The organism is Kribbella sp. NBC_00382 (genome assembly GCF_036067295.1).
Lineage (GTDB): Bacteria > Actinomycetota > Actinomycetes > Propionibacteriales > Kribbellaceae > Kribbella.
This window is the reverse complement of sequence record NZ_CP107954.1, coordinates 7,532,686-7,548,640: the sequence shown is the minus strand read 5'-3', so window position 1 is coordinate 7,548,640 and position 15,955 is coordinate 7,532,686. Positions and strand designations below refer to the sequence as shown.

Sequence of the window (15,955 nt, the reverse complement as noted above, 5' to 3'; positions counted from 1 at the left end):
GCCCAGCGGTCTTCCGAACTGAGCCGGACCACGGTAACGGCCCATCAGCCCCGACCTGGGAAGACGGCTGTGTCTATGTCAGTCCGGATGCGCAGGTCAGTGACACGCCGTCGTGGACCCGGGTGGACAAGGGTTCACGACCGGATCGCCGGTGACCACGCGGAACGCGCCGGCGTACGGAGTGAGCCTCACTCCGGCGACGCAGATCGACGGCGGCAAGCCCGGTACCTCGGTGTCCTACACCGAGACGGTGCGAAATCTTGGGTTCACCGCCGACAGCTACACGTTGGCGAGCAGCGGCGGAACTGATCCCGTCAGCTTCTTCGATGCCACCTGTACGACGCCGCAGCCGACCACACCCACCGTTGCTGCGGGCGCGACGACGACGGTCTGTGTGAAGGTGGCTGTGCCCACCGGAGCCACCGGAACCAACACGGCGACGATCACGGCGACCTCGGTCGGCAGTCCCGGGGTCTCGGCGACGGCGACGATCAAGACCATCGCGGTCACGGTCGACACCCTGCTGGTGGACGAGGACGGCAACGCTCCCGACGTACAGGCCGTGTACGCCGCCGCGCTGACCGGCGCGGGTGTCTCGTTCAGCACCTGGGATCTGGATGCCGACAGCAACCTTCCGGTGAACTACCTGCTGGCGTTCAAGAACGTCGTCTGGTTCACCGGCGACACCTATCCGGCGCCGATCACGCCGTACGAGGCCCGGCTGCAGGCATTCCTGGACGGGGGAGGGCGGCTGCTGATGTCCGGCCAGGACATCCTCGACCAGGCGGCCGGTACGACGGCCTTCGTGCACGACTACCTGCACATCACCTGGGACGGCACCGAAGCCCAGAACGACAAGGCCACCGGCGCGGTCCACGGCGTCGCCGGCAACCCGGTGACGGACGGCATCGGCGCCGTACCGCTGGACCACTCGGTCCTGGACGCGACCTTCGAAGACCAGGTCACCCCGAACGGTGGCGCCCTGGCAGCCTTCACCGACGACACCGCCCAAACGGACGCGCTGTCCTTCAGTGGTACCTACAAGGTCGTCTTCCTGGCCTTCCCGGTCGAGGCCTACGGCACCGCATCGGACAAGGCCAACCTCATCACCCGAACGATGACCTTCTTCGCCACCCCCTGATCACCTGACCGGCTCCCTCACCAGCGGTGAGGGAGCCGGTCAGCGCGGTGCTTGCTGCCAGTCGTCGACGAGGTGGATCTGATCGACTGCCTGCTGGGGCTCGAGATGGCCGAGAGCCTGGAGTTCCTCGAGCAGCAACTCGCTGATGCGGCGCCGTGGCCCGCCTCGGCTGACCCGCGCTTCACCAGCGGCGAGGCAGGCGGGGCCACTGGCAGAGGAAGCTCCCGACCGCGAGTTCCAGCGCTGGATAGGAACCCCACAGATCGGTACGCCGAACCGGAATGATGTGCCAGCCGAGCGCCTTCAACCCGATCCGGCGTTCCTCGTCGCGAACCTGAACGCGGTCGCCGGAGTGCCAACGGTCCGAGTCGTACTCAAGCCCCAGCCGGACACCGTCGACCGGTTCCGGGTAGCCGAGGTCCAGGCGGTACTCGCGGGTCGGACCGTTGACGCGGACTTGCAGGTCGGGGGTACCGAAGCCGGCGTCGATGAGGCGCAGGCGGAGCCAGGACTCGCCTGGAGATTCGGCTCGGCGGTCGGCGTACCGGAGGATCTCGTTGGCCTGCTTGATGCCTCGCTGGCCCTCGTACTGGGCTGAGGCCGCTCGGATTGCCCAGCGGTCGGCTTTGCCAGAGCGGAGCAAGGCGTCTACTGCCGAGAGGGCGAAGGGGCGGGGGAGGTGCATCGCGAGTTCGACGCCGGTGGCGATCGGGCTGATCACCGGTACGCCACGGACCTGTACTACATCAGCTGCCTCGCGTGTCCACTGGGCGCGGGGTGGCTTGGGGCCGAGGGCGGTGGTATCGATGCCGTGCAGCCAGGCGGCGAATTGGCCGCAGGCAATCCCGTCGGCGGGGCGCAGTAGCTCGGCGGCCGACGCACGGAGCTCAGGCGAATCGGGCGTCTCGGTATCGACGTACACGTCCGCAAGCAACTGGCGGATCTCGCCGTTGGCGAGCAGCCACTTCAACTTCTTGCCAGCCTGGCGGCCGGTGAAGGGGAGGCCGCAGAAGAACGGTGGAAAGGACATCGGCCCAGGATGACCGAAACCCACCACCTCATGCTTCGCGTTATCCACAGCCGACGCCGCCAGCGCCACAGGCAGTGCACACCACCGAAGGGTCGCTGTGGGCAGGGCGCGGGCAGCCCGCGAAGGGACCGGGGAACACGGGGGCCGGGAGGGGCCGGGGGCAGCGTGGTCGGTCTACCCGACGCCATGCGAGTCGGCTACGGCGTGTGCAGTTCATGCTCAGTGGTTCGGGTGGGGGCAATGCTTTGGCGCGCGATGTGAGTACGGGTGGGGCGTTTGCATCAGCACGCAAGAAACCCCAGGTCAGATGATCTGACCTGGGGCTGGTTTCAGCTGAAGTCGGTGAGGGCGTTTTGGGCTTGGGTTAGCCATTCTCGGCGGGCGGCGATGGCTTCGCGGGCCTCGGTGGCCTTGCGGGTGTTGCCTTGGGCTTCGTGCTTTGCCGCTTGCTTCTCCAGGTCCGTGATGAGGGACTGGAGTTGCTTGACGGTGGCTTCGGCGCGGGCTCGGGCTTCGGGGTTGCTGCGGTTCCAGACCTCGTCTTCGGCGGACTTGACGGCCTGTTCGACGGCGCGGAGGCGGCCGTCGATGGTGCGCATCGAGTCGCGGGGGACCTTGCCGATGGCGTCCCAGCGGTCCAGGAGGTCGCGGAGCTGGTCGCGGGCAGCCTTGGCGTCGTTGACGGGGAGGATCGCCTCGATCTCGACCAGGAGGGTCTCCTTGGCGGCGAGGTTGGCGACCTGCTCCTCGTTCTCCTGGGCCTGCTCGGCGTCGCGAGCGCCGAAGAACGCGTCCTGGGCGCTGCGGAACCGCGCCCACAGCTTGTCGTCGACCTCGCGCGGCGCCGGGCCAGCAGCCTTCCACTGGCGCATCAGGTCACGGAAGCGGCCTGACGTCGGTCCCCAGTCGGTGGACGACGAGAGTCCCTCAGCCTCGGCGGCGAGCCGCTCCTTGACCACGGCGGCTTCGTCCCGCTTGGAGGACAGCTCGGCGAAGTGCTGCTTGCGATGCCGCGTGTACGTCGTCCGCGCGGACGAGAAGCGGTGCCACAGCTCGTCGTCGCTGGACTTGTCGAGCCGGGGGAGTGCCTTCCACTCGTCCAGCAGCTCGCGCAGCCGGGTGACCCCGTGCCGCCAGTCGGTACCGGCCGCGATCGTCTCGGCCTCGGTGGCGATCTTCGTCTTCGCGTCGCGGGCCTCCTCGACCTTCGCGGCGCGCTCGGCCTTCTTCTTCTCGCGCTGCTGGGCGACCAGCGGGGTGAGCGCGTCCAGCCGGGACCGGAGCCCGTCCAGGTCGCCGACGGCCTGGGCCTCGTCGATCGCGCTGGTCACCTTCTTCACCGCGGCCCGGGCGTCGTCGGGCGAGACGGTGCCCGCCTGGACCCGCTTCTCCAGCAGGTCCACCTCGAACGCCAGGGCGTCGTACCGGCGGGTGTAGAAGGCGAGTGCCTCCTCAGGGTTCGCGTCGGGCCACTGGCCGACCGCTCTCTCCCCGTCCTTGGTCCGTACGAAGACCGTTCCGTCGTCGGCTACCCGGCCCCAGCTTTCCTCGGCCACAACTCGCCCCTTCCGGCGGTATGTACTGCGCTCGTTCCCATTCTGTCCAGTCGCCGGTTCATCGCCGTCGACAGGGTCCAGCCGGGCGCGTCGGGTGCTGTCCCCACGCGTATCACTGAACAATCACAAACTCCCGGCCGCTACGCAACGGGGTTGCCATCACAATCGGGCACAGAACAAGCAGACAAACAATGCGGTTCGTACTCAGCGCAGCGTGACCGGTAGCCTTGACAGGTCCCTGATCCGTTCCAGGAAGGTCTGTCGTGCTCATCGCCGGGTTCCCCGCGGGATCGTGGGGTACGAACTGCTACGTCGTCGCCACCGGCCAGGGCGCGGAGTGCATCGTCATCGACCCCGGGCAGGACGCCACCAGCGGAGTCGAGCAGGTGGTCCGTGAGAACAAGCTGAAGCCGGTCGCCGTGCTGCTCACCCACGGCCACATAGACCACATGTTCTCCGTACTTCCGGTCTGCGGCGCCTACGACAGCACCGCCTGGATCCACGCGGACGACCGGCACCTGCTGGCCGACCCGATGGCCGGTATCAGCCCGGAGAGCGCCCGGATGCTGCTCGGTGGCAACCACACCTTCGCCGAGCCCGACGACGTCCAGGAGCTCAAGGACGGCCAGCAGCTCGAGCTCGCTGGCCTGCAGTTCACCGTCGACCACACGCCGGGGCACACCCGTGGCTCGGTCACCTTCACCACCCCGTACCTGGGTCCCGAGGACGTACCGGCGGTGCTGTTCTCCGGGGACGTGTTGTTCGCCGGGTCGATCGGCCGGACGGATCTGCCCGGCGGCGACCATCCGGCCATGCTGCATACGTTGGCCACCAAGATCCTGCCGATGCGCGACGAGATCGTCGTCCTGCCGGGTCATGGCGGCCAGACCACGATCGGCCGGGAAAAGGCGACCAACCCTTACTTGCAGGACCTGGAGACATAAGAAAATGAGCAAGGTAACCCCGATCAGTGGGTTCCCCGAGTTCCTCCCGTCGGACCGGATCGTCGAGCAGCACTTCCTCGACGTGATCCGGGAGACGTTCGAGCTGCACGGCTTCGCCTCGATCGAGACGCGCGCCGTCGAGCCGGTCGAGCGGCTCTCGAACCAGGGCGAGGACGCGGACAAGGAGATCTACGCGGTACGCCGCCTCGGCGCCCCCGCTGACGAGAAGTCGGACCTCGGACTGCACTTCGACCTGACCGTGCCGTTCGCCCGGTACGTCCTGGAGAACGCCGGCAAGCTGGCCTTCCCGTTCCGCCGCTACCAGATCCAGAAGGTCTGGCGTGGTGAGCGCCCGCAGGAGGGCCGGTACCGCGAGTTCGCCCAGGCCGATATCGACATCGTCGGCGACGGCACGTTGCCGTTCCACTACGAGGTCGAGCTGCCTCTCGTCATCGCCGACGCGTTCAGCAAGCTGCCGATCCCGCCGTTCCGGATCCAGGTGAACAACCGGCAGATCCCCGAGGGTTTCTACCGCGGCCTCGGCATCGAGGACGTAGCGTCCGTACTCCGTATCGTCGACAAGCTGGACAAGATCGGCCCGGACAAGGTCACCCAGCTGCTCACCGCCGAGGACGGCCCGGCACTCGATGCCGAGACCGCCAAGCAGGTGCTCCGGCTGGCCGAGATCTCGAGCACGGACGCGTCCTTCGTGGAGCAGGTGCGGGCGCTCGGTGTCCAGCACGAGATCCTCGACGAGGGCCTCGAGCGGCTGGCCGCGATCATGACGGCCGCCAACGAGCACGCTCCCGGCCTCCTGGTCGCCGATCTCAAGATCGCGCGCGGGCTGGACTACTACACCGGCACCGTCTACGAGACCCAGCTGATCGGACACGAGTCGTACGGCTCGATCTGCTCGGGCGGCCGCTACGACTCGCTCGCCAGCGATGGCAAGACGACGTACCCGGGCGTCGGCATCTCGATCGGGGTGTCCCGGTTGATCACCCGGTTGTTCAGCCAGGGCCTGGTGAAGGGCTCCCGCAGTACGCCGACCGCGGTACTGGTTGCCTTGAACAACGAAGATGAGCGGGCCGACGCGATGCGGACCGCGGCTGCGCTGCGGGCGCGCAATATCCCGGTCGAGGTGGCGCCGGCGGCGGCGAAGTTCGGCAAGCAGATCAAGTTCGCGGATCGGCGTGGCATCCCGTTCGTCTGGTTCACGACCGAGAACGGCGCTGAAGTGAAGGACATCCGGAGCGGTGAGCAGGTAGCGGCCGACCCGGCCACCTGGTCACCCCCCGCGCAGGACGTACGACCCAGCATCGAAACACCGCAGCTCGAAACACCGCAGCTCGAAACCCCTCAGGAGAACTCGTGATCCGTACCCATTCCGCCGGCTCCCTGCGGGCCGAAAACACCGGACAGACCGTCACGCTGGCGGGCTGGGTGGCGCGGCGACGCGATCACGGCGGCGTGGCGTTCATCGACCTGCGCGACTCCAGCGGCACCGTCCAGGTCGTCATCCGCGACGAGGCGGCCGCGAGCGGGCTGCGTTCGGAGTACTGCCTGAAGATCGTCGGTACGGTCGCCGCGCGCCCCGAGGGCAACGCGAACCCGGACCTGCCGACCGGTGAGATCGAGATCATCACCGAGGAGATCGAGGTCCTGAACGAGGCCGCGCCGCTGCCGTTCCCGGTCGAGGAGCACCACGCGACGCCGGTCAACGAGGAGGTCCGGCTCAAGTACCGGTACCTCGACCTGCGCCGTCAGGGCCCCGGCTCGGCGCTTCGCCTGCGCAGCAAGGTGAACAAGGCGGCGCGCGCAGTACTGGACAAGCACGACTTCGTCGAGATCGAGACGCCGACGCTGACCAAGTCGACGCCGGAAGGCGCGCGTGACTTCCTGGTACCGGCGCGCCTGCAGCCGGGATCGTGGTACGCGCTGCCGCAGTCGCCGCAGCTGTTCAAGCAGTTGCTGATGGTGGCCGGGATGGAGCGGTACTTCCAGATCGCCCGCTGCTACCGCGACGAGGACTTCCGCGCCGACCGGCAGCCGGAGTTCACCCAGCTCGACATCGAGATGAGCTTCGTCGACCAGGACGACATCATCGCGCTGTCCGAGGAGATCCTGGTCGAGCTGTGGAAGCTCGCCGGGCACGAGGTGCAGACGCCGATCCAGCGGATGACGTACGCCGAGGCGATGGCGCGGTTCGGCAGCGACAAGCCGGATCTGCGGATGGGGCTCGAGCTGGTCGAGTGCACGGACTACTTCAAGAACACGCCGTTCCGGGTCTTCCAGGCGCAGTATGTCGGTGCCGTGGTGATGCCGGGCGGGGCCGATCAGCCGCGCAAGCAGCTGGACGCGTGGCAGGAGTGGGCCAAGCAGCGTGGTGCGCGTGGGCTCGCGTACGTGCTGGTCGGTCAGGATGGCGAGCTGGGCGGACCGGTCGCCAAGAACCTGTCCGAGGAGGAGCGCGCCGGGCTGGCCGACCACGTCGGTGCTAAGCCGGGCGACTGCATCTTCTTCGCGGCCGGCGCTGTGAAGTCTTCGCGGGCGCTGCTGGGTGCGGCACGGCTGGAGATCGGCCGGCGCGGTGGGCTGATCGACGAGTCGACCTGGTCGTTCGTGTGGGTCATCGACGCGCCGCTGTTCGAGCCGGCCGATGACGCCACCGCTGCTGGTGATGTGGCGGTTGGGTCGGGTGCGTGGACAGCGGTGCACCACGCGTTCACGTCGCCGAAGCCGGACTCGCTGGAGACGTTCGACACGGATCCGGGATCGGCGCTGGCGTACGCGTACGACATTGTCTGCAACGGCAACGAGATCGGTGGTGGATCGATCCGTATCCACCGCGAGGACGTGCAGAAGCGGGTCTTCAAGGTGATGGGCCTGACGGACGAGGAGGCGACCGAGAAGTTCGGCTTCCTGCTCGACGCGTTCAAGTTCGGCGCGCCGCCGCACGGCGGGATCGCGTTCGGCTGGGACCGCATCACCGCCCTGCTGGCCGGTACGGAGTCCATCCGCGACGTCATCGCCTTCCCCAAGTCCGGCGGCGGCTTCGACCCCCTGACGGCGGCCCCGGCCCCCATCACCCCCGCCCAGCGCAAGGAAGCCGGCGTAGACGCCAAGCCGGAACCCAAGGAGTAGTTGGCGTTGCGCACTTGAGCAACGGCTCCCGGGCGGTGGGAAGGTGACGATCATCCTCCTACCGCCCGGGAGTTCTCATGTTCAAGCGCGTTCTGTCGTCTGTTGTGGTTGTGGCCGCGATCAGCCTGGTTGCCGCGACACCTGCTCATGCGGTTGCCTTCCAGACCACCGCTAGTGCTCTCAACATCCGGTCCGAGCCATTCCTGTCCGCCGCCGTGGTGAAGGTGCTCAACGGGCCGACGGGAGTTGATGTCGACTGCCAGAAGTTGGGCGACTCGGTCACGGTGCCGGGGCGGGCGGCGACTAGTTGGTGGGCTCATCTGCCTGCGCATGGCGGGTACGCGACGGTCGGGTACATCAACACCACGGGGACGAAGCTTCCCGGCGTACCGGATTGTCCGGCGGACCCGCCGCCGCCTGCCGGTGATGTCACGCTCGCCGACGTCCAAGCGATGTTCGGCACCCGGATCGCCAACCCGTCGACCGTGCAGACCGGCCTGCCATCGCTCAACCAGGCAATGCGGGACGCCAACATCAACACGCCCCGCCGCAAGGCCGCGTTCCTCGCCACCCTCGTCCACGAGTCGCGGCTCGAGTACAACATCCGCGAGATCGGCGACACCCGCGTCTACGGCGGCCGCGGCTACATCCAGCTCACCGGGGACTTCAACTACGGCCCCGCCGGCCGGTACCTCGGTATCGACCTACTCGGCAACCCCGAGCTGGCCCGCTCGCTGCAGTGGAGCGCCCCGATCGCCCGCTGGTACTGGACCGTCGCCCGCAACATCAACCCGATGGCCGACGCGCTCAACATGGGCAAGGTCAATGCAGCCATCGGCTACCCGGCCGGCGCCGAGGACCAGCGGCGCTGCGACTCCTTCAAGAACGCGCTCCGGTACCTGTCCGGCTCCGTCCCGGCCGGCGTGATCTGCACCCGCTCGAAGGCGCTCAGCGGTGACACCAGCAAGCTCACCAAGACCCAGTTCGAGGCCCTCGACCGGATCCCCGGCACTGTCGGCTGAGCTGCAACCTGGGTCGAAAGGCTTGAGCCCGGGGCCGTTTGGGTGGAAAGTAACAGTGTCGCGATAGGCAACGTGAACTTTTCACGACACCCGCCCAAACTGCCCCGCCCCGGGAGTTGTCATGCTCAAGCGCAGAATCCGCCGCCTCCTCATCGCCACCCTCGCCCTCGCCGGGCTCACCGCCGGTGGCCTGATCACCGCCGTTCCGGCCAATGCCGCCGTCTTCAACACCTACGGCACCGGCGTGAACGTGCGCGCCGACGCCTACCTGTCCTCGCCCGTCGTCCGGACGCTGCCCGGCCCGACCGCCATCGACGTCGACTGCCAGAAGTACGGCGACCTGGTCACCGTCTCCGGCGGTTCGAGCCGCTGGTGGGCGCACGTGCCGGCGCTCGGCGGGTACGTCACCGTCGCGTACGTCGCGATCCCCGAGGACAAGCTCCCCGGCGTCCCCGAATGCGGTGGCACCAACCCGCCGTCGGGTGACATCACCCTCGCGCAGGTCCAGGCGATGTTCGGTACGCGCATCGCGAATCCGTCGCTCGTCCAGACCGGGCTGCCGTCCCTCAACCAGGCAATGCGGGACGCCAACATCAATACGCCGTACCGGAAGGCAGCCTTCCTGGCGACGCTGGTGCACGAGTCGCGGCTCGAGTACAACATCCGCGAGATCGGCGACACCCGTGTCTACGGTGGTCGCGGCTACATCCAGCTGACCGGTGACTTCAACTACGGACCGGCCGGTCAGTACTTCGGTATCGATCTGCTCGGCAATCCCGAGCTGGCCCGGTCGCTGCAGTGGAGCGCTCCGATCGCCCGGTGGTACTGGACGGTTGCCCGCAACATCAACCCGTTCGCGGACCAGCTCAACATGGGCAAGGTCAACGCCGCGATCGGCTACCCGGCCGGCGCTGAGGACCAGCGTCGATGCGACTCGTTCAAGAGCGCGATCCGGGTGCTGACCGGCTCCGTGCCAGGCGGCATCATCTGCACCCGCTCCAAGGCGCTGAGTGGCGACACGAGCAAGCTCACCCGCACCCAGTTCGACGCGCTGACCAAGGTAGGCGGCGGCCTCGGCTGACCCCTCCTCACCCGAAGATCCACCGCTAAAGCCCCGGCCGGCTGGACTCCACCTGATGTCCAGCCGGCCGCGGCTGCTCTAGCCGTACTCGATGCCGCTGAACACCACGCGGTCGTCGTTGTCGAGCGCGCGGTAGTCCACCTCCATCTTTCCGCGTTCGTGGACCGCGCCCGCCTGCGAGGCCGTCGCGTAGCCGAAGCCGTCGTCCACCGGTACGCCGTACCAGGGTGACGCGCCGCCGGTCCACCGGATCCGGAGCTCGACCTTCACGATGTCCGGCATCGCGGCGAAGCTGAAGCTGACGAACAGCAGGCTCGACTGGCCGTACGGGAGCTGCGAGATGGTCCACTGCCCGTTGAGAGGCTCGGTCTTGCTCAGGTTCCGGCTCTGCTCCCAGGACCGGCCCGCGGCGGGATCGAAGACCTGCATCAGCTGGTCGTCGACGCAGTAGGCATGTGCCCCGGCCTGGGTCGTGTAGCTCTGGATCAGCAGCTTGGTCTTCACCGGGCGGATCTGGTCGTCGGTACCAGGCAGAGCCTTCGTCCACCGGGGCATGTAACTGGCGTAGTCGACAGCGTCGCTCGGCTTTGCCGGATTGGCGTCGCCTGCGGCCGAGGTCTTGGCGGCCAGGCATCGCTTGCCGACTGCCTCACCGAATGAGCTGAAGCTGTTCGTGGAACCGCGGTCGAGGTTGATCCGCTCGGAGCCGCCGTCCGGGACCTTCTTGGCCACGGTCGACGACGGAGTCGGTGCGGGGCTGCCGGCCGGGTCCGATGAGCCGCTGCCGCGCGTGCTGGCGACAACTCCGCCGGTGATGACGGCTACTCCGCAGGCGGCGGCCAGAATCGGGGTCCAGACGGACCACTCGCGGCGGGTACCGCGGGCGTTGCGGACCAGTTCGGCGCGGAGGTCTTCGGCGTACTGCGGGTCGAGTTCCTCGACCGGGGGTGGGGTGGTGAGGTTGTTCATCGGGCCTCCTCCGGTCCGGATTGGTCAAGCAGGGCAGGCAATCGTCGGCGGGCCCGGGAGAGGCGTGCCTTGACGGTGCCTTCGGCGACGCCCAGTACTGCGGCTGCCTCGGCGAGCGGTAGTTCAGCCCAGTAGACGAGCTCGACCGTCTCGCGTTCGTGTGCCGGCAGTCGGCCGAGCGCGGCCCGGACGGCCCGGATCTGCTGCTCGGAGTCGACGCGCGCCGCAACGCTCTCAGCATGGTCGGGTGCGTGCAGGGGAGCGGGTTGACGACTGACGAACTGGGCCAGCCGCCTTCTGGCTCGGGTGGAGTTCCGTAGCTCGTTGCGGGCAATCGTCAGCAGCCAGGCGCGGGCCGTGTCATGCACCAGCGGCCCTGGGTCGGCATGGCTGAACTGCCTCCACGCAGTGATGAAGGTGGCCTGTACTGCGTCGTCGGCGGTCGAGTACGAGCCGGTATGACGCACGGCGTAGGCGTGTACGGCACCGGCGTACCGGGTGAAGAGGGTGCCGAGGGCCTCGGGGTCGCAGCGGCGCAGTGCCTCCCACAGGTCGTGGTCGGTGGGCATCGCAGGCGGAGGTTTGTCCTGCCTGCTCGATGTCATGGGCATACCTAACAGGGTCCGCGGGTCCCCGCTGGGTTGCCTGCCAGGTTGCGGGCTACAGCAGGTTGGCTCGGATCCAGCCCCGGTCAGGCGTCAGGTAGCCGTCCAGAGCGAGCCCGGACGCGTGCAGGGCAGCGACAAGTCTTTCCTCGGTCAAGTTTTTGACCAGGACAGATTGCGACCAGGTGTGGTCGCCGACGGTGTAGATCATCGTGGCCGACTGCATGTCGTCGGGGAGTTGCTGCACATCCGCGACCTCGACCCGCCGCTGCGCGCTCTCCCGTACTACGTTCCGCGCGAACACCTCCCGATCCTGCTGCTGCAGAAGCACCACCCCGTCCGGCTTGACGTGGTGCGCACAGGTGTCGAGCAAGCGCTGCCGAGCGCCGTCGTCGGCGACGTTGATCAGGTACGACATCATCAGCACCACGTCGAACCGGCGATCCAGCCGAAGGTCCTCGATCGTCGACACCACCGTCTCCGCCTCGGTGATCTGCGCCGTCATCGCCGCCGACTCGTCCACCGCCACCACCTGGTGGCCGAAGGCAACCAACGGCCGGGTGATCCGCCCGGTCCCGCAGCCCAGTTCGAGAATGCTGCTGCCGTGAGCGATCGCGGCGTTGACCAACTCGTCCTCGCCGTGTGGCTGCACTTGGACGTACAAATCCACCGAACTGCCGTCCGGCGCGATCTCCCCGGGGCCGGTGCCGCTCTGCCCCACGCGTTCGTCTGTCGTCATACCGCGAGCCTCGGTCCTTCCCGCCGGCTGATCCAGAGATTCGGCTCTTGCCGAATCTTGGCGTCCGTGCCACGCTCTCTTCAATAAACTATACAGCAGTGTTCAGGTTAGAAGGGTGTGGAGATGCGACAGAACAGATGGCTGGTGCTCGGCTTGCTGGCGTTCGTGCAGTTCATGCTGGTGGTCGACATCACTGTCGTGCAGATCGCGTTGCCGAGTATCGGGACCGATCTTGGGCTCGGTCGGCAGTCGCTGACCTGGGTGGTGACGACGTACACGCTGGTGTTCGGCGGGCTGATGATCCTCGGTGGGCGGCTGGCCGATGTGCTCGGTGCGCGGCGGACGTTGCTGGCCGGGCTGGTGGTCTTCACGCTGGCGTCGGCTACGTCCGGGCTGGCGGGATCCGCTGCGGTGCTGATCGCCGGCCGGGCGGCGCAGGGGTTGGGAGCGGCGCTGCTCTCGCCGGCGGCGCTCGCGATCGTCGCGACGACTTTCCACGAGCGGGATCGCAGCCGGGCGCTGGGGATCTGGGCGGCCATCGGCGGCGCCGGGGCGGCGGCCGGAGTGCTTCTCGGAGGTCTGCTGACGGCCGGACCCGGCTGGCAGTGGATCTTCTTCGTGAACGTACCGATCGGCGCGGCGGTGTTCGTACTGCTACCCCGACTGGCCCCGGGGCAAGCACACACGGTCCGGGCGGGTGTCGGGCGGAGGTCGATTGACGTGCCAGGTGCTCTGCTGGTGACAGGTGCGACCGGGCTGCTGATCTATGGGTTGGTCAACGCTGGAGCGGACGGGTGGGCCTCGGCGAGGACGTTGGGGGTTCTGGCGGCTGCTGCGGTTGGCTATGGACTGTTCCTGTTGGTGGAGGCGAGGACGGCTGTCCCGCTGATGGATCTGCGGACGATGGGTCGTCGTCCGGTGGTTTCGGGGATGTTCCTGATGCTGGTGGCGACCGGGCTCCTGCTGGGCTTGTTCTTCCTGACTTCTCCTTTGCTGCAAGAGGTTCGTGGCTACAGTGCACTCAAGACCGGGTTGGTGTTCCTGCCGGTCGCCTTGGCGATCACCTTAGGAGCGCAGGTCGGCGGGCACCTGATCGGGCGGGTAGGTGGACGTGCGGTCGCTGCGGGGAGCTTCCTCGTCGTTGCCGTCGGAGCGGCGTTGTTGAGTCGAGTCGGCGAGAGTGTCTGGACCGGAGTACTGCCTGGGTTCCTGCTGGCAGCGTTCGGGGTCGGGCCGCTCTTCGTGACCGCGATGACCACCACCATGGCCAACGTGCCCTCGGCCGAGGCCGGGGTGGCGTCAGGCGTCGTCACGACCTTCCACGAGCTCGGCGGGAGCATCGGGATCGCGGTGATGTCGACTGTCGCGGCTGCCAGCTTCGCCGGCCCGATGGTTATCGGCACGGACGGCTTCTCCGCCGGGTACGCCGTCTGCGCGATCGCCGCAGGGGTGTCCGGGGTGATCGCCCTGGCCCTCGTCCCAGCAGGCAAGGCCCTCGTAGTAGCGGGTCACGGACATGGGCACTGAGGCCTCGTAAGGTGGAGCCGTGCCCACCTCCACTCCTAAGCGCAGGGCCGACGCCGAGCGGAACATCGAGACGATCCTGCGCACTACCCACGAGTTGATGGCGCGCGGCGTGCTGCCGTCGATGAGCGAGGTCGCCACCACCTCCGGGATCGGCCGCGTCACCCTGTACTCGCACTTCCCGTCGCGTGAGGCTTTGCTGGAGGAAGTGTTGCGGCGGGGGATCGCGCACACCGATGAGGTACTGACGGAGCTTGAACTGGAAGATCGGCCGCCTGCGGAGGCGCTGGCGCGGATGGTGCAAGAGACGTGGCCGATTCTGGATCGGCATCGGCGGGTGCGGACGATCGCACTCGCCGAGATCGGTCCGGAAGCGCTGCGGCGCCAGCACGACGCCGCCTTCCAGCATGTCGGCCGGCTGGTGGAACGGGGACGCGCGACCGGTGACTTCCGCACCGATCAGCCGGTGGACTGGCTGGTCGCCACCTTCTACGCGATCCTGCACGCGGCCGCCGACGAGGTCGACGCCGGCCGCCTGACCTCAGCCGACGCCCCCGCCCTCCTCATCAGCACCCTGCTCTCCACCCTCCGCCCATGACCGTGCCGGTCGGCGTTCCTGGTTTCGCCGAGCCGTTCGCCTGGGTTATGTTCATCGGCGGCACGGCGGGCGAATGCCTGATCTGGGGCGCCGCCGACAGTAAGCGCGGACTGCGTCGCTCGCAGCAAGCGATCCAGCAGACCGGAGACAGGCAGAGCTGATGATCATCTCGGTGGACCCGGCCGCATCCCAGCCGCCGTACGAGCAGGTGAAGCAGCAGGTGGAGCAGTTGATCCGCCGGGGTGAGCTGGCGCAAGGGACGCGCCTGCCGACCGTGCGCCAGCTCGCCGGGGATCTCGGACTCGCGGTCAACACCGTGGCCCGGGCGTACAAGGAGCTCGAGGCCGACCGGTTGATCGAGACGCGCGGCCGGAACGGGACGTTCGTACTGGCCGCGCGCAGCGAGATCGACGACGAGGAGACTCAGGCGGCGGCCACGGTGTTCGCCCGCGCGGCCCGCCGGGCCAACCTCTCGCTGTCCGAGGCGACCCGCATCCTGCACGAAGCCTGGTAGTTGCCTAGGGCAATTACGAGCGGGCGGCGACCGCTTCCACCTCGAACAGGATGTCGGGCATCGCCAGCGCTGCTACCCCGATCACGGTCTGGGTCGGGGGAGTGGCGCCGACGGCCTGGCCGATCACGCCGAGCTTCTCGAAGTCTGGGTTCACCACGTACGTCCTGAGCTGGACCACATGGCTGAAGTCGAGCCCGTGGGCGGCCAGCGCGATCCCCAGGTTGGTGAACGCCTGCTTCACCTGCTCGGCGAAGTCGGGTGAGACGACCATTCCGTCCAGGCCCGATCCGTACTGGCCCGAGACGAACACCAGATCTGAGCCGGCCGGAACGGCGGCGGTATGGCTGTAGCCGAACGGGGCCGGGTTGTGCAGGCCCTCCGGGTTGACGAACATGCAGGTCACCTCTCTGCTGGGTTGATCGTGAGCGCGAAGGCGAGCTGAGCCAGCACAACCTCGCGATAGTCTTTGTCCTGCGGCGTTCGATGACCCAGTACGACCGGGTAGAGCTGCCCGACGATGGTCGCCACCACGACCTCGACCACGGCGGCAGCGTCGAAGCGCGGAGTGAACGCACCGCTCTCGACTCCTCGCCGCACCGCATCGACGAACGGCTCCCGGTACTGCGCCGCCAGCGCCCCAGCGTGTTCCTGCAACTCGGCGTCATGAGCGGCGGCCGTCCAGAACTCCATCAACATCCGCCAGGTGCCGACCCCCGTCGACAGCCCCTGATCGACCATCGCGACCAACTGCTGCCAGGGGTCATCGAACTGTGCCACCAGCTCGTCCATAGCGGTCACCGCTACGGCCGTGGCGCGCCCGAAGGCCTCGATCAGCATGTCCTCGCGCGAGCCGAAATAACCCTGCAAGGTGCTGACCGCCACCCCCGACGCCTCGGACACGTCGGCGTACCGCGTACCGGCGTAGCCGCGGTCGGCGAGCACCGCGATCACCTGATCGAGCACGAGCGTGCGCTTGGCGCCGCCCGCCCGGCGAGCGCGGCCGGATCCCAAGTCACTCATGTCGATACCGTATCACCATACGGTAGAGCCTTGAGCGTCGAAGCAAACGGAAACGATTCCAAGCAATC

The 15,955-nt window shown here is 67.8% G+C and carries 17 protein-coding genes; 10 read left to right on the top strand and 7 right to left on the bottom strand.

Annotated elements, in window-relative coordinates; genetic code table 11:
- Positions 1–151 precede the first annotated feature (151 nt).
- Positions 152–1,141, top strand: a complete 990-nt coding sequence (locus OHA70_RS35490; RefSeq protein ID WP_328325314.1) for a hypothetical protein — start codon at positions 152–154, stop codon at positions 1,139–1,141.
- A 181-nt stretch (positions 1,142–1,322) separates the two neighbouring features.
- Here OHA70_RS35490 and OHA70_RS35485 read toward each other — a convergent pair whose 3' ends face one another.
- On the bottom strand, positions 1,323–2,171 hold the full coding sequence (locus tag OHA70_RS35485) for a hypothetical protein (protein ID WP_328325312.1): 849 nt from the start codon (positions 2,169–2,171) through the stop codon (positions 1,323–1,325).
- A gap of 329 nt (positions 2,172–2,500) precedes the next feature.
- Positions 2,501–3,727, bottom strand: a complete 1,227-nt coding sequence (locus OHA70_RS35480) for a DUF349 domain-containing protein (RefSeq protein WP_328325310.1) — start codon at positions 3,725–3,727, stop codon at positions 2,501–2,503.
- 263 nt (positions 3,728–3,990) lie between these two features.
- Here OHA70_RS35480 and OHA70_RS35475 point away from each other — a divergent pair, with 263 nt between their 5' ends.
- The 5 genes from OHA70_RS35475 (at position 3,991) to OHA70_RS35455 (ending at position 9,918) form a co-directional block, all read left to right on the top strand.
- Positions 3,991–4,671 (top strand): MBL fold metallo-hydrolase, encoded by a 681-nt coding sequence (locus tag OHA70_RS35475; protein ID WP_328325308.1) that lies wholly within the window; start codon positions 3,991–3,993, stop codon positions 4,669–4,671.
- A 4-nt stretch (positions 4,672–4,675) separates the two neighbouring features.
- Entirely contained in the window at positions 4,676–6,046 is a 1,371-nt protein-coding gene (gene hisS / locus OHA70_RS35470) for a histidine--tRNA ligase (RefSeq protein ID WP_328325306.1), read from the top strand.
- Positions 6,043–7,815, top strand: a complete 1,773-nt coding sequence (gene aspS / locus OHA70_RS35465) for an aspartate--tRNA ligase (RefSeq protein WP_328325304.1) — start codon at positions 6,043–6,045, stop codon at positions 7,813–7,815. Before hisS ends, aspS begins: the two co-directional genes overlap by 4 nt.
- A 77-nt stretch (positions 7,816–7,892) precedes the next feature.
- Positions 7,893–8,837, top strand: a complete 945-nt coding sequence (locus OHA70_RS35460; RefSeq protein WP_328325302.1) for a glycoside hydrolase family 19 protein — start codon at positions 7,893–7,895, stop codon at positions 8,835–8,837.
- Between the two features lie 121 nt (positions 8,838–8,958).
- Positions 8,959–9,918, top strand: coding sequence for a glycoside hydrolase family 19 protein (locus OHA70_RS35455; RefSeq protein WP_328325300.1), 960 nt, complete (start codon positions 8,959–8,961; stop codon positions 9,916–9,918).
- A gap of 78 nt (positions 9,919–9,996) precedes the next feature.
- Here OHA70_RS35455 and OHA70_RS35450 read toward each other — a convergent pair whose 3' ends face one another.
- From OHA70_RS35450 to OHA70_RS35440, 3 genes are read right to left on the bottom strand one after another with little or no spacing between them, the layout of a single operon-like run.
- Positions 9,997–10,887: a hypothetical protein gene (locus tag OHA70_RS35450; protein WP_328325299.1), complete on the bottom strand. Its 891-nt coding sequence runs from the start codon at positions 10,885–10,887 to the stop codon at positions 9,997–9,999.
- Positions 10,884–11,498, bottom strand: coding sequence for an RNA polymerase sigma factor (locus OHA70_RS35445; RefSeq protein WP_328325297.1), 615 nt, complete (start codon positions 11,496–11,498; stop codon positions 10,884–10,886). Before OHA70_RS35445 ends, OHA70_RS35450 begins: the two co-directional genes overlap by 4 nt.
- Before the next feature lie 49 nt (positions 11,499–11,547).
- Positions 11,548–12,231 (bottom strand): class I SAM-dependent methyltransferase, encoded by a 684-nt coding sequence (locus tag OHA70_RS35440; protein ID WP_328325295.1) that lies wholly within the window; start codon positions 12,229–12,231, stop codon positions 11,548–11,550.
- Between the two features lie 123 nt (positions 12,232–12,354).
- On the opposite strand from OHA70_RS35440, the gene OHA70_RS35435 reads away from it, so the two are divergent.
- Genes OHA70_RS35435 through OHA70_RS35420 form a run of 4 tightly spaced genes read left to right on the top strand, consistent with a single transcriptional unit; the run spans position 12,355 to position 14,867 of the window.
- Positions 12,355–13,758, top strand: coding sequence for an MFS transporter (locus OHA70_RS35435; RefSeq protein WP_328325293.1), 1,404 nt, complete (start codon positions 12,355–12,357; stop codon positions 13,756–13,758).
- A 19-nt stretch (positions 13,759–13,777) separates the two neighbouring features.
- The gene (locus tag OHA70_RS35430; RefSeq protein WP_328325291.1) at positions 13,778–14,353 is read left to right on the top strand and encodes a TetR/AcrR family transcriptional regulator; all 576 of its coding nucleotides are present in this window, start codon (positions 13,778–13,780) and stop codon (positions 14,351–14,353) included.
- Positions 14,350–14,514: a hypothetical protein gene (locus OHA70_RS35425; protein WP_328325289.1), complete on the top strand. Its 165-nt coding sequence runs from the start codon at positions 14,350–14,352 to the stop codon at positions 14,512–14,514. Before OHA70_RS35430 ends, OHA70_RS35425 begins: the two co-directional genes overlap by 4 nt.
- Complete coding sequence (locus tag OHA70_RS35420) at positions 14,514–14,867, top strand: GntR family transcriptional regulator (RefSeq protein WP_328325287.1); 354 nt, start codon at positions 14,514–14,516, stop codon at positions 14,865–14,867. The genes OHA70_RS35425 and OHA70_RS35420 overlap by 1 nt, the downstream gene beginning before the upstream one ends.
- A 13-nt stretch (positions 14,868–14,880) precedes the next feature.
- On the opposite strand, the gene OHA70_RS35415 is transcribed toward OHA70_RS35420, so the two are convergent.
- Together OHA70_RS35415 and OHA70_RS35410 are read right to left on the bottom strand one after the other, a co-directional pair.
- Positions 14,881–15,261 carry a RidA family protein gene (locus tag OHA70_RS35415; RefSeq protein ID WP_328325285.1) on the bottom strand — a complete coding sequence of 127 codons (381 nt, stop codon included), beginning with the start codon at positions 15,259–15,261 and terminating at the stop codon, positions 14,881–14,883.
- Between the two features lie 5 nt (positions 15,262–15,266).
- Entirely contained in the window at positions 15,267–15,887 is a 621-nt protein-coding gene (locus tag OHA70_RS35410; protein ID WP_328325284.1) for a TetR/AcrR family transcriptional regulator, read from the bottom strand.
- Positions 15,888–15,955: the final 68 nt, after the last annotated feature.

What these genes read in the sequence shown, in the direction of transcription:
- OHA70_RS35485 (WP_328325312.1), bottom strand. Translation starts at nt 2,171, where the DNA reads ATGTCCTTTCCACCGTTCTTCTGCGGCCTCCCCTTCACCGGCCGCCAG.
- OHA70_RS35455 (WP_328325300.1), top strand. Translation starts at nt 8,959, where the DNA reads ATGCTCAAGCGCAGAATCCGCCGCCTCCTCATCGCCACCCTCGCCCTC.
- OHA70_RS35435 (WP_328325293.1), top strand. Translation starts at nt 12,355, where the DNA reads ATGCGACAGAACAGATGGCTGGTGCTCGGCTTGCTGGCGTTCGTGCAG.
- OHA70_RS35445 (WP_328325297.1), bottom strand. Translation starts at nt 11,498, where the DNA reads ATGCCCATGACATCGAGCAGGCAGGACAAACCTCCGCCTGCGATGCCC.
- OHA70_RS35460 (WP_328325302.1), top strand. Translation starts at nt 7,893, where the DNA reads ATGTTCAAGCGCGTTCTGTCGTCTGTTGTGGTTGTGGCCGCGATCAGC.
- OHA70_RS35415 (WP_328325285.1), bottom strand. Translation starts at nt 15,261, where the DNA reads ATGTTCGTCAACCCGGAGGGCCTGCACAACCCGGCCCCGTTCGGCTAC.
- OHA70_RS35425 (WP_328325289.1), top strand. Translation starts at nt 14,350, where the DNA reads ATGACCGTGCCGGTCGGCGTTCCTGGTTTCGCCGAGCCGTTCGCCTGG.
- OHA70_RS35420 (WP_328325287.1), top strand. Translation starts at nt 14,514, where the DNA reads ATGATCATCTCGGTGGACCCGGCCGCATCCCAGCCGCCGTACGAGCAG.
- OHA70_RS35440 (WP_328325295.1), bottom strand. Translation starts at nt 12,231, where the DNA reads ATGACGACAGACGAACGCGTGGGGCAGAGCGGCACCGGCCCCGGGGAG.
- OHA70_RS35410 (WP_328325284.1), bottom strand. Translation starts at nt 15,887, where the DNA reads ATGAGTGACTTGGGATCCGGCCGCGCTCGCCGGGCGGGCGGCGCCAAG.
- hisS (WP_328325306.1), top strand. Translation starts at nt 4,676, where the DNA reads ATGAGCAAGGTAACCCCGATCAGTGGGTTCCCCGAGTTCCTCCCGTCG.
- OHA70_RS35450 (WP_328325299.1), bottom strand. Translation starts at nt 10,887, where the DNA reads ATGAACAACCTCACCACCCCACCCCCGGTCGAGGAACTCGACCCGCAG.